Annotated in this window: 11 protein-coding genes; all 11 read left to right on the top strand. The window is 45.3% G+C overall.

The genetic code is table 11. From position 1 onward, the window contains the following. The first annotated feature begins 219 nt into the window (after positions 1–219). The 11 genes from LYZ37_RS01005 (at position 220) to LYZ37_RS00955 (ending at position 12606) form a co-directional block, all read left to right on the top strand. Positions 220–1668, top strand: a complete 1449-nt coding sequence (locus LYZ37_RS01005) for a YfcC family protein (RefSeq protein WP_272786147.1) — start codon at positions 220–222, stop codon at positions 1666–1668. Between the two features lie 884 nt (positions 1669–2552). Continuing rightward, entirely contained in the window at positions 2553–3776 is a 1224-nt protein-coding gene (gene arcA / locus LYZ37_RS01000; RefSeq protein ID WP_171323699.1) for an arginine deiminase, read from the top strand. A gap of 59 nt (positions 3777–3835) precedes the next feature. Continuing rightward, the gene (gene arcC, locus LYZ37_RS00995) at positions 3836–4747 is read left to right on the top strand and encodes a carbamate kinase (RefSeq protein ID WP_004742779.1); all 912 of its coding nucleotides are present in this window, start codon (positions 3836–3838) and stop codon (positions 4745–4747) included. Positions 4748–4929: 182 nt separating this feature from the next. Continuing rightward, positions 4930–5940: an ornithine carbamoyltransferase gene (locus LYZ37_RS00990; protein ID WP_004742778.1), complete on the top strand. Its 1011-nt coding sequence runs from the start codon at positions 4930–4932 to the stop codon at positions 5938–5940. A gap of 463 nt (positions 5941–6403) precedes the next feature. Continuing rightward, a complete protein-coding gene (gene pyrB / locus LYZ37_RS00985; protein ID WP_272786146.1) occupies positions 6404–7333 on the top strand; it encodes an aspartate carbamoyltransferase in 930 nt (309 codons plus the stop codon). Between the two features lie 17 nt (positions 7334–7350). Beyond that, a complete protein-coding gene (pyrI, locus tag LYZ37_RS00980) occupies positions 7351–7815 on the top strand; it encodes an aspartate carbamoyltransferase regulatory subunit (RefSeq protein ID WP_004742968.1) in 465 nt (154 codons plus the stop codon). A 306-nt stretch (positions 7816–8121) separates the two neighbouring features. Beyond that, a complete protein-coding gene (locus LYZ37_RS00975) occupies positions 8122–8610 on the top strand; it encodes an arginine repressor (protein WP_004742967.1) in 489 nt (162 codons plus the stop codon). Between the two features lie 147 nt (positions 8611–8757). After that, a complete protein-coding gene (locus tag LYZ37_RS00970; protein WP_272786145.1) occupies positions 8758–10551 on the top strand; it encodes a protein-disulfide reductase DsbD in 1794 nt (597 codons plus the stop codon). A 207-nt stretch (positions 10552–10758) separates the two neighbouring features. Then, the gene (locus tag LYZ37_RS00965; RefSeq protein ID WP_239826959.1) at positions 10759–11394 is read left to right on the top strand and encodes a response regulator transcription factor; all 636 of its coding nucleotides are present in this window, start codon (positions 10759–10761) and stop codon (positions 11392–11394) included. A gap of 105 nt (positions 11395–11499) precedes the next feature. Continuing rightward, on the top strand, positions 11500–12126 hold the full coding sequence (locus tag LYZ37_RS00960) for a MarC family protein (protein ID WP_004742964.1): 627 nt from the start codon (positions 11500–11502) through the stop codon (positions 12124–12126). A 216-nt stretch (positions 12127–12342) separates the two neighbouring features. Next, positions 12343–12606, top strand: a complete 264-nt coding sequence (locus tag LYZ37_RS00955) for a DUF4212 domain-containing protein (RefSeq protein ID WP_272786144.1) — start codon at positions 12343–12345, stop codon at positions 12604–12606. Positions 12607–12614: the final 8 nt, after the last annotated feature.

Here is a 12614-nt window from a genome sequence, read left to right as displayed (position 1 = left end):
TAACCCCTATTTTTTTATCGATTTAATTTGTGAAGATCACCAAAGTTAGTCGTTAAGAGTGCTTTTAAAATAGCGTCAAAGGGCGGATTTGACAGTGAAGCCCAATCTATAAATCGAATACCAATAACTTACCCTACATAAGTTATTTAATTCCTAATAACTATGAGTCGCTGATTCACTTTTATTTATTGGTATATAAATAAAAGTAAGGAGATAGCCATGACAACCCAAACTGTACCGACTGAAGAAAAAAAAGGCGGCTTCTTTGCCAACTTTAAGTTCCCTTCTGCATATACGATTCTTTTTGTCTTAATTGCACTTGTAGCAATGCTGACCTGGATAGTTCCTGCTGGCCAATACGACCGAGCAATGAACGAAGATCTTGGTCGTGAAGTTCCTGTAACAGGTACTTATCAGGCAGTTGAAGGCAACCCACAAGGCGTGATTGATGTTCTGCTCGCACCAATTGATGGCTTCTACGACCACAACAGCTATGAAGCAGCCGCTATCGACGTTTCGCTATTTATCCTTGTTATCGGTGGCTTCTTAGGTCTAGTAACCAAAACCGGGGCAATTGACGCGGGTATCGAGCGTGTAACCCATCGCCTTGAAGGGCGTGAAGAGATGATGATACCTATTCTGATGGCACTGTTTGCTGCAGGTGGTACTGTCTACGGTATGGCGGAAGAGTCACTACCTTTCTACACCTTGCTTGTTCCTGTGATGATGGCAGCTCGCTTTGACCCATTAGTTGCAGCCGCTACGGTATTACTAGGCGCAGGTATCGGTGTGCTCGGTTCAACCATTAACCCATTCGCAACGGTTATCGCAGCTAACGCTTCAGGCATTCCATTCACTGACGGCATCATGCTGCGCGTTATCATGCTAGTGATTGGTTACGCTATCTGTGTTGCTTACGTTATGCGCTATGCACGCATGGTTCGCGCCGACCAATCTAAATCTATCGTTTACGATAAGTACGAAGAAAACAAAGCTCACTTCCTTGGTAACCAATCTGAAGAAGGCATGGAGTTCACGACTACTCGTAAGATTATCCTAACTATCTTCGGTGGCTCATTTGGTGTGATGATCTACGGCGTATCGGTTGCAGGTTGGTGGATGGCAGAGATCTCTGCAATGTTCCTAGCCGCAACTATCATTGTTGGCCTAGTCGCACGCATGAGTGAAGAAGAGTTTACAAGCAGCTTTATTGATGGCGCCCGTGACCTACTTGGTGTTGCACTGATTATCGGTATCGCACGTGGTATCGTCGTGGTGATGGACCGCGGTATGATCACAGATACTATCCTGTTCTCAGCAGAACAAATGGTAACGGGTCTATCGTCTGTGGTGTTCATCAACGTGATGTTCTTCCTCGAAATTCTACTGTCATTCCTTGTACCTTCTACGTCAGGCCTAGCGGTACTTACTATGCCAATCATGGCGCCACTCGCAGACTTTGCAGGTGTTGGTCGTGAACTCGTTATCACTGCATACCAATCAGCGTCAGGCCTGGTTAACTTAATTACACCAACTTCAGCTGTGGTTATGGGTGGTTTGGCTATCGCTCGCGTCCCATACGTACGCTGGGTGAAATGGGTCGCACCGCTACTCGCGATTCTGACTCTGTTCTGCATCCTGGTTCTAAGTATTGGTGCTCTTATCTAATAGATAAACTTTCTTTTCCTTACCCTGGCTCACAGGAAGTGAGCCGCCCTCAAAGCCGCCATAGTGCGGCTTTTCTTGTGTTTGGAGAGCTGGAGACATTGTTGAGGGTTGGCACTTAAGGTCAACCCTTTTATTCAATAGGTTATCCTGTCATCCTCAAGAGCGAGGTACGAGCGAGTTGGGGATCTCTTCAAGCAAGTAGATGACCTATAGAGATTCCCTACTCCTTCCTTCGTCAGTCTAGGGAATGACGGGATATAGCACCGCTCCTCCTCTCAAATAAGAAGCCCGATCCCGTTATCCAGCAGCGTAGCGATCCAGTTCTTCCTAGGACGTAGTCCGTTCCCATTTCAATCATTTGAATTAGAAAAAGTATCCCAACCAATAAACTTTATTAATTAAATAAATCCCTCTAATTAAATCGGTGCAAATATTAATATGTGATCAGCACAACAATTATTACCAAATATTTTGTTATAAAACGATTAATTCACACCTCAAAAGCAATTATCTAGAAAGATTCATTGCATATTTCCGCTTTATTCAATTTATTGTCACTAAATTTTTAGTGCATATTTTTCCGACTAGTTATTATTTATCTAGCATCTTGGATATTTACCTGCATAAAGTTCCACACTGAGTGGCTAATTAGGGGTGTTACAGCTCAATAACAACTGCATAGATATTGTTAAAACCCTTGTAAATCAAGGCCTGGAGCATAAAAATCGAACTGTGATTGATCTCTAAGATTCCCCCGCCAACAGGCGTAATATGAGTTCCAGAAACAAAATAAGTGAATAAATAAATTCACGCTTCTATTCCCTACAAATTAAATATTAGTTTTTAAATATTAAGACTAATTTAAATATAAGAGAGATACGATCATGAGTAAGTTATACGTAGGTTCTGAAATCGGTCAATTACGTCGCGTTCTTGTTCACCGCCCTAGACGAGCTCTGACTCACCTGACACCTTCTAACTGTCACGATCTGCTATTTGATGACGTATTGGCAGTTGAGCGTGCAGGTAAAGAGCACGACGTATTCACTCAAACATTGCGTGATCAAGGTGTGGAAGTGCTACTTCTTACAGACCTACTAGCAGACACGCTTGCTGTTCCAGAAGCCAAAGACTGGCTACTTAGCCGCCAAGTATCAGATTACCGCTTAGGCAAAACCTTCGCTAACGATGTACGCTGCTACTTAGGTGACCTACCTAATCTAGAGCTAGCGAAAATTCTGACTGGTGGCCTTTCTTACGCTGAAATGCCAATGAAATCTTCTTCAATGATGCAAGGTCTGCACGCTCCAACTGATTTCATCATTGAGCCTCTACCAAACCACCTATTTACTCGTGACACTTCTTGCTGGGTATACGGTGGCGTATCAATCAACCCAATGGCAAAACCTGCTCGTCAACGTGAAACAAACCATGTTCGTGCGATTTACCGCTGGCACCCAACCTTCGCAGGCCAAGACTTCATTAAGTACTTCGGCGACGAAGAGACAATCAACTACGACAACTCAACTATCGAAGGCGGCGACGTATTGGTTCTTGGTCGTGGCACGGTACTTATCGGTATGTCTGAGCGTACAACCGCACAAGGTGTTGAGCACCTAGCTTCTGGTCTATTCAAGCACGGCCAAGCGAAACAAATCATTGCGATGGAGCTACCTAAACACCGCTCTTGCATGCACCTAGACACCGTTATGACTCACATGAACGAAGATACCTTCTCTGTTTACCCAGAAGTGGTTCGTAAAGACGTGAAATGTTGGAGCCTAACTGGCGATGAGTCTGGTGCGGTGAATGTGAAAGAAGAGGGCTACTTCGTAACCGCTATCGAGAAAGCACTTGGTGTCGACAAGCTCAACCTTATCACAACAGGTGGTGACAACTTCCACGCAGAACGTGAGCAGTGGAACGATGCAAACAACGTACTGACTGTGAAGCCAGGCGTGGTTGTTGGCTACGAAGGCAACACTTACACCAACGAGAAATACGACAAAGCGGGCATCACTGTTCTACCTATCCCAGGTGACGAGCTAGGCCGTGGTCGTGGTGGCGCTCGCTGCATGAGCTGCCCAATCGAGCGTGACGGTATTTAAGTAAGTGATTAGTTGGCGGGAGCCCTTTTGCTCCTGCCCCCTGCAGAGAGATTAAAGCAATGACTAAACAAACAGTAGTTGTAGCACTTGGCGGTAACGCCCTCCTTCGCCGCGGCGAGCCATTAGAAGCTGAAGTTCAGCGCCAAAACATTGAGATTGCGGTTAAGACAATTTCTGAAATCGCGCAAGAGTACAACGTAGTGCTTGTGCACGGTAACGGCCCACAAGTTGGCCTACTTGCTCTACAAGGTTTGGAATACAAAAAAGTCGCTCCGTACCCACTCGATGTACTGGGCAGTGAAACTCAAGGCATGATCGGCTACATGCTGATGCAAGAGTTTAAAAACCAAATGCCTAACGTCAACGCGACTTGCATGTTGACTCAAATGACGGTTGACCCAAGCGATCCTGCATTCGCCGATCCAACCAAGCCTATCGGCCCAATTTACGAAGAAGCAGAAGCGCGTGAGCTAGCAGAGAAGTACCGCTGGACAATCAAGCCAGACGGCCAACACTTCCGCCGCGTAGTCCCAAGCCCACAGCCTACAGGCATCATTGAACATGAAGCGATTACTGCACTTATCGAGCAAGGCCACTTGGTTATCTGTACTGGCGGTGGCGGTATTCCAGTCAAACGCGAAAACGGCAAATTAGTTGGTGTTGAAGCGGTTATCGACAAAGACATGTCTGCTGCATTCCTAGCAAAACAACTAGACGCCGATGCGCTACTTATCCTGACTGACGCTGATGCAGTTTACCTAGATTGGGGCAAACCAACTCAACATGCTCTCCGCAGCACTAATCCATCTGAACTGGCTCAGTACCAATTTGATGCTGGCTCAATGGGACCGAAGATCGAAGCGTCATGCGAGTTCATTAAACAAGGTGGCAAAGTGGTCGGCATTGGTTCTCTAGAAGATGGTTTACGCATTCTTCAAGGCACCGCGGGTACCAATATCACCAAAGGCTAACCGACTCGTAACTCCACAACTGGAGCGAGATTGAATAACCAGACCCTCGTTGAACTTAAGGTGATTCTATCTCGCTCCCCACTGTGGAAGCAAAAGTTATACAAACATTACTTATTTATGCGCTTTCTTACCTCTTTCCCTGCAACCAAGAGAGCGCAATCAAAACAAAGAAGGAAAACATCATGGCTTTTAACCTACGCAACCGTAACTTCCTAAAACTATTAGACTTTACTCCACGTGAAATTCAACACATGTTGGATCTATCTGCGGAACTTAAAAAAGCGAAATACAACGGCTATGAACAACCTCGTCTAAAAGGCAAAAACATTGCTCTAATTTTCGAGAAAACCTCTACTCGTACTCGTTGTGCATTTGAAGTTGCAGCATTTGACCAAGGCGCTCAAGTTTCTTACTTAGGCCCATCGGGTTCTCAAATCGGTCACAAAGAGTCAATGAAAGATACTGCTCGCGTTCTTGGTCGCATGTACGACGGCATCGAGTACCGCGGCTTTGGTCAAGAAATCGTTGAAGAGCTAGGCGCGTACGCTGGTGTTCCTGTATGGAATGGCCTAACAGACGAGTTCCACCCAACGCAAATCCTAGCTGACTTCCTAACTATGATGGAACACGGCCGCGGTAAACAGCTACATGAAATGAAGTTTGCTTACCTAGGCGACGCTCGCAACAACATGGGTAACTCTCTAATGGTTGGTGCGGCGAAGATGGGTATGGACATCCGCCTAGTGGCTCCTAAAGCGTTCTGGCCAGAAGAAGAGCTAGTAGCGACTTGCCGCGAAATCGCTGAAGAAACTGGTGCGAAAATCACTCTGACTGAAGACGTACAAGAAGGCGTTCAAGGCTGTGATTACCTATACACAGACGTATGGGTATCTATGGGTGAAGCGAAAGAAGCATGGGCTGAGCGTATCAACCTAATGATGCCTTACCAAGTGAACATGGAAATGCTAAAAGCTACAGGTAACCCACATGTGAAATTCATGCACTGTCTACCTGCATTCCATGGCGAAGATACTACCGTTGGTAAACAGCTAGCGGCTGAGTACCCACAACTTAAAGATGGCGTAGAAGTAACAGATGAAGTTGTTGAATCTAAACACTCTATCGTCTTCGATGAAGCAGAGAACCGTATGCACACTATCAAAGCAGTGATGGTAGCAACACTAGGCGACTAATATCACTCAAAGATATTAATCGCGAACACTCTATATCACGGAATTAATCCATAGGTATCACGAGTGGTTTGCAGGGAAATGCGGGTGGCATTCAGAGGCTCTGAATAAAGCCCGCATTTTTTTTCATTCCGCTGACTACAAAAAACCTCTCAACCACCCTCCAAACAAGTTCCGACAACGGCTGCGAAAAGCTCATCAAAAACAGTCAATTTCGCATAAAAATCCAATTCCTGGATACTTTGCGCAAACGCTTGCGTCGCGTAATTTTGTCCGTATAATCCTCCGCAATTTGTCTAAGGAGTACAAAATGTTTCAGCTACTAGTAACCCATCGTTGCTACAAAACGCGCCCTGAATCAGGGACGTCAGCTGTTTTATTTTTGTTCTCCATCGATCCTTTATCAGCCTCCTATTGTTAGGGGGCTTTTTTTTGTCTGTCATCTATGAGGCGAGGAAATACAGCTATGGCGCATTCGTTATTTAACAAGCACATCATCTCCATCCCTGAGCTCAGCCGCAACGAGCTTGAACTTATCGTCGATACTGCAGCACGCTTAAAAGCAGAACCAAACCCTGAGCTACTAAAAAACAAAGTCGTGGCGAGTTGCTTCTTCGAACCATCGACTCGTACCCGTCTGTCGTTTGAAACCGCCGTTGAGCGTTTAGGCGGCAGCGTGATTGGCTTCGATAACGGGGGTAACACCTCTCTGGCTAAAAAAGGGGAAACCTTGGCTGACTCGGTACAAGTCATCGCTTCCTATGTTGATGCCTTTGTGATGCGCCATCCTCAAGAAGGAGCTGCGCGTTTAGCGTCTGAGTTCTCTAATGGTGTGCCAATCATTAACGGTGGCGACGGCGCAAACCAACACCCAACCCAAACTCTGCTCGACTTATTCTCTATCCACGAAACGCAAGGCACGCTTGATAACCTCAACGTTGCTTTCGTAGGGGACCTTAAATATGGCCGCACTGTGCACTCACTGACTCAAGCACTGGCAAAATTTAACAATGTGCGCTTCTTCTTTATCGCGCCAGATGCGTTGGCTATGCCTGACTACATCTGCGAAGAGTTAGAGGAAGCGGGTATCAAGTTCAGTATGCACAACAACATTGAAGAAGTGGTTCCTGAGCTGGATGTGCTTTACATGACGCGAGTGCAAAAAGAACGTTTTGATGAGTCAGAGTACGCCCACATGAAATCAGCCTTCATCCTTACAGCAGCAACTCTAGAAGGCGCGCGCGACAACCTAAAAGTGCTTCACCCACTACCACGTGTTGACGAGATCACCACAGATGTCGATAAGACCAAACACGCTTACTACTTCGAGCAAGCTGAAAATGGCGTTTATGCGCGCGAAGCTCTGCTAGCCCTAGTCTTGAACGAAACTCTTTAATCCGCAGGAGAACTATCATGGTAAAAGAAACTCAACTACAAGTAGAAGCGATTCGCAACGGCTCTGTCATTGACCATATTCCTGCAAACATTGGCATCAAGGTACTGAAACTGTTCAAGATGCACAAGTCAAATGAGCGTATTACGATAGGTTTAAACCTGCCTTCTTCAGCGCTAGGTGCTAAAGACCTGATCAAGATTGAAAACATCTACCTGACTAAAGAGCAAGCGAACCAACTGGCGCTTTACGCTCCAAAAGCAACAGTGAATCAGATTGAAGAATACAAGGTCGTCAACAAGCTTAATCTTGTGCTTCCAGAAAGCATTGAAAGTGTGTTTGAGTGCCCGAATAGCAACTGTATTTCACACGGAGAACCAGTAGAAAGTCGCTTTAATGTGCAGCAAAAGAAAGAGAATGTGCAGCTAAAATGCCATTACTGTGAAAAAGTATTCTCACGCGAAATCATGACGGAAGCGCGCTAAGCAATCAGCGCTTAATCTCGCTACGCTCCCTCTAAAATTAAGCTGGATATTTATTCCCAATCAGGAATAAATATCCACTTTCCATCAGAACATTTATCCAAAAAACATCCGTTAAAGCAGTTATTTATTTGGCGATCACTCTCACAAAGCCACATATACTTTGGTGGTATTATGATCGCATCAAATATAAGTCACCAAAAAAAAAGAAGTGACCGCTCAATCAAATAGTACGGCACCTAGATGGAGTTAAGTGCTGATAGTTACATGGACGAATCATCCCTACGTCATGTTTTTTAAGGAGTTCCCATGAGTGAAACTCTAAACGCAACCACTATTGACTACAGTGAAGACAAAACGCTAACCGCGGCATGCAAACGTCTGCTGCAACAGCAAAGTTTTAGCACTCAAAATGAGCTCCGTGAAGCCTTAGTAGATATTGGTTTCGAGGGTATCAGTCAATCAACCGTCTCTAGATTGCTGTCTCAGTTAGGTGTAGTGAAAGTCCAGAATGCGTGTGGTAAGAAGGTTTACTGCATTACCGTTGAAACGGCTCCGGTACGTGTCGAGTCTTCTATCTCTTCCCAGATAGAATTCATTACTCATAACCAAGCCATGGTGGTGGTCAAAACCCACCCAGGTAGCGCACAACTTGTTGCTCGTTTAGTCGATATTGATCCTCACACCGAGATCTTAGGCACGGTTGGCGGTAACGACACGGTACTTGTCATCCCGAAAGATACTGACAACATTGATGCGTGTGAACGTGTGGTTCGTGCGCGATTAGGTGTCGCTTAGTACTTTATTGCCTCCTCTAAGAGCCCCATTTCTTTGGGGAGGCATCACACAAAAAATGTACTAAATGATAGCGAGTTGAAACTTATTCCCCCTTTCCTCTGTCTGATTGAGTTAAAATGATGAAAATTTAACTTAAGTGACTCTTCTATGCGCTTCGCTTTATCTCTAATTCTGCTGTGTTTTTCTATTGTTTCTGCACCTGCTTTGGCCGTTTTTGAGCAATCAAACTCCGCACCAAGCTTTGGCGTTAGCAACAATACTTTTGTTCCGGTAGACCAAGCTTTTCCATTCAATTCTTTCCAACAAGGGAATCGCGTTTTCCTCGATTGGCAAGTCAAAGAAGATTACTACCTCTATCAACATCGTATTTCTGTCAGTGGCGAAAATATCACTCTGGGTGATATTGAAATGCGAGATGGAGAACCTTACAAAGATGAGTTCTTTGGTGAAGTAAATATTTACACGACACCACTGTTTGTCGAAGTTCCGATCGCAAATTACCAAGATGGGGCACGCCTGATCGTTCAATACCAAGGCTGTGCCAAAGCCGGTTTTTGCTACCCACCAGAAACCCGAGTTATCGACGTCACTAGCTTCGACTTCCAAGAAGCGAATGCTGTCATTCCAACTCAAAAAGAACCGGCAAATTCAACAACAGCAACAAAGCAAACACCTGTCTCAAGCGAATCAAACCTTGCTTCTAAGCTCAGTGACAACTGGTGGACGCCTCTACTATTTTTGGCTTTAGGTGTTGGTCTTGCCTTTACACCATGCGTACTGCCAATGTACCCAATTTTAACCAGTATTGTTTTGGGTAGCGGTAAGCTTAGCCATGGACGTGCCCTAGGGTTGGCCTTTATCTACGTGCAAGGCATGGCACTGACTTATACCTTACTCGGCCTAGTTGTTGCGTCAGCTGGTATGCAATTTCAAGCGGCCATGCAGCACCCTTATGTCTTAGTTGGTTTAAGTGTTTTATTTGTCGCTCTGGCACTCTCCATGTTTGGTCTCTATAGCTTGCAACTGCCTAGCAGCGTTCAGACATGGTTGAACAATTTAAGCAATAAACAGCAAGGTGGAAGTTCACTGGGCGTATTCGCCATGGGAGCGATTTCTGGCTTAGTTTGTTCACCTTGTACCACTGCGCCGCTCTCTGGTGCTCTGTTGTACGTTGCACAAAGTGGCGATCTACTCACTGGTGGTATCGCTCTATACGCACTAGCTATAGGTATGGGGATCCCATTGATGCTAGTCGCTGTCTTTGGCAACAAGCTGCTACCAAAAGCGGGCAATTGGATGGACCGAGTCAAGACTCTGTTTGGCTTCATTCTACTGGCTGCGCCAATATTCTTACTTGAGCGCATCTTGCCTGAGGTGTGGGCGACAGGATTATGGTCAGTGCTCGGCATCGCAGCGTTTGGTTGGCTATATCATGTTAAGAACTCACTGCCATTTGGTGGCTGGAAACAGAGCGTGGTAGGAATCATCGCCGTGCTGGGTCTATTTGCCTCAGCTCAACCTGCATTGAACCACTACTTTGGTAAGAGCGCGATCAGCACAGCACAGAAACAAAATCAGATAGAGTTTATCCGTATCGCCAATGTTGAACAGCTCAACACACAACTTGCTAAAGCAAAAGCGGACGGCAAAGCGGTCATGCTCGATTTCTACGCCGACTGGTGTGTCGCCTGTAAAGAGTTTGAGAAATACACCTTCCACCAGCCTGATGTTGAGTCGCGCCTCAAGGATTTTGTGTTACTGCAAGCAGACGTGACACGAAACCAACCACAAGACATTGCCTTATTGAAAGAGATGAGCGTGCTAGGGCTTCCTACTATCGAGTTCTGGGATACTAATGGAGAGTCCGTTTCAAACGCTCGCATTACTGGCTTTATGAACGCAGAGACATTCTTGCAGCATTTGGACACCCATAACCTCTAAGCTTTCAAACAGCGCCAGTTATCCACTGGCGCTTCAATTTTTCATTGAACAATGATGCACTCCAGATTCCTCCGTCACAACATACATTTATATGCAATTTCGCTAATAAAACCCGATACAGTTCAGACTTTTAGCGGATAAACATTGTCCACAATCGCAAAGATGACAATAATTCTATTAACTAAACCGTCATAAGTAGTTAACGTCATGGATTCGACCTACACCATTATCATTGCGGATGATCATCCGCTGTTTCGCAATGCTCTGTTTCAATCGGTGCATATGGCGGTGAGTGGCGCAAATCTGCTAGAAGCCGACTCGTTAGATGCCCTTCTTACCCTGCTCGCTAAAGAAGACGAACCGGACCTACTTCTGCTCGACTTAAAGATGCCTGGAGCAAACGGCATGTCAGGCTTGATTCAACTGCGTGCTGAATATCCTGATTTACCCATTGTGGTCGTCTCAGCTAGTGAAGAACCGTCAGTAGTGACTCAGGTTAAGAGTCATGGCGCATTCGGTTTTATTCCTAAATCCAGTGATATGCGTGAGCTCGTCAGTGCTCTCAATCAGGTGCTCAATGGCGAACCTTTCTTCCCTGAAGGTTCCATTACCAACAACGCAGCGTGTAATGATTTAGCAGAAAAAATTGCCACTTTGACCCCACAGCAATATAAAGTCTTAGGAATGCTATCTGATGGCTTGCTGAATAAGCAGATTGCTTATGAGTTAAATGTATCAGAAGCAACAATAAAGGCTCATATGACGGCGATATTCCGTAAGTTAGGTGTAAAAAATCGTACTCAAGCGGTTATTTTACTTCAACAACTCGAATCAGAGGCTTAACTCACCAGTTTCTGACAAAGTTACTCCTAGAATTTTGCTACACTTGAGGAATCAGGCAACAATCTGATTTACCCCTCTGTTCAACAAACTCTGGGAGTACTTCTCTTGCTAAGCGTTCTAATTACTCAATTCGTCGTCCTGTGGGCTGTCATCGATCCTATTGGCTCAGTCCCGGTTTACTTATCTCAAACTCAGCATCTCACCGCTAAACAGCGCCGTTTGGTCGCGTTAAAGGCCGTAGCTATTGCAACGGGCGTACTACTGTTTTTCCTCGTCGCAGGTCAGTTGCTCCTTGAAGCGATGCAGATACCTCTGCCTGCATTTCAGGCGGCAGGTGGCTTAGTGCTACTACTGTTTGCCCTAACCATGATCTTTGGCGAGTCTAAACCTGAACAAGAAACCAAGCTTTCTGAAGAAGTGAGTCATTCCGATCTCGCTGATTTGGCGGTTTACCCTTTAGCTATTCCTTCTATCGCTTCTCCGGGAGCGATGATGGCGATTGTCATGCTGACGGACAATCATAGATACGCACTTGTCGATCAGGGAATTACTGCCGCTGTCATGGTGACGGTTTTACTTATCACCCTATTGTTACTTCTTGGTGCGACACATATTCAGAAGTGGATTGGCAATGTCGGTGCCGCCATTATCAGTCGTGTTATGGGGCTTATTCTTGCGGCTGTAGCAGTAAGCAACCTGCTGATGGGGATCAAAGATTTTTACGCCGGATAACGAAAATCGATAAGACTAACAATAAAACGTTAGACTTTAGGCTAATTTAACACACCATTAACATCACAAAAATCTATCATTAATACTTAAGCGCCTTATTTTTAGGCGCTTTTTGTTTTTCTCACCGCGACTAAAGTTGAAAAGAGTTCTTGCCCCACCCTTGCTAATGTAGATATTGAAACATTTTCTTAACAACGAACACGTAAGGAGACGGCAATGGCGTTTGAAAGTCAGGATAAAGCCAAAGCCTACTGGGATAAGAACGTAAAACTAATGGTTAGCCTTATGGTTATCTGGTTTGTCGTTTCTTTCGGCTGCGGCATTTTATTTGTAGATGAACTCAATCAATTTCAACTAGGCGGGTACAAGCTTGGTTTCTGGTTTGCTCAACAAGGCTCTATCTATGCCTTCCTGGGTATTATTTTCTACTACGCGTGGAAAATGCGCCAAATCGACCGTGAATTCGGCGTAGATGAGTAAGGAGTAAC

The organism is Vibrio tubiashii, assembly GCF_028551255.1.
GTDB classification, from domain to species: domain Bacteria; phylum Pseudomonadota; class Gammaproteobacteria; order Enterobacterales; family Vibrionaceae; genus Vibrio; species Vibrio tubiashii_B.
This window is presented reverse-complemented; position numbering and strand designations above follow the sequence as displayed.

Excerpts from the sequence above, each read along its gene's own strand:
- pyrB (WP_272786146.1), top strand. The coding sequence starts at position 6,404 with ATGGCGCATTCGTTATTTAACAAGCACATCATCTCCATCCCTGAGCTC.
- LYZ37_RS00990 (WP_004742778.1), top strand. The coding sequence starts at position 4,930 with ATGGCTTTTAACCTACGCAACCGTAACTTCCTAAAACTATTAGACTTT.
- arcA (WP_171323699.1), top strand. The coding sequence starts at position 2,553 with ATGAGTAAGTTATACGTAGGTTCTGAAATCGGTCAATTACGTCGCGTT.
- arcC (WP_004742779.1), top strand. The coding sequence starts at position 3,836 with ATGACTAAACAAACAGTAGTTGTAGCACTTGGCGGTAACGCCCTCCTT.
- LYZ37_RS00965 (WP_239826959.1), top strand. The coding sequence starts at position 10,759 with ATGGATTCGACCTACACCATTATCATTGCGGATGATCATCCGCTGTTT.
- LYZ37_RS00970 (WP_272786145.1), top strand. The coding sequence starts at position 8,758 with ATGCGCTTCGCTTTATCTCTAATTCTGCTGTGTTTTTCTATTGTTTCT.
- LYZ37_RS01005 (WP_272786147.1), top strand. The coding sequence starts at position 220 with ATGACAACCCAAACTGTACCGACTGAAGAAAAAAAAGGCGGCTTCTTT.
- LYZ37_RS00975 (WP_004742967.1), top strand. The coding sequence starts at position 8,122 with ATGAGTGAAACTCTAAACGCAACCACTATTGACTACAGTGAAGACAAA.
- pyrI (WP_004742968.1), top strand. The coding sequence starts at position 7,351 with ATGGTAAAAGAAACTCAACTACAAGTAGAAGCGATTCGCAACGGCTCT.
- LYZ37_RS00955 (WP_272786144.1), top strand. The coding sequence starts at position 12,343 with ATGGCGTTTGAAAGTCAGGATAAAGCCAAAGCCTACTGGGATAAGAAC.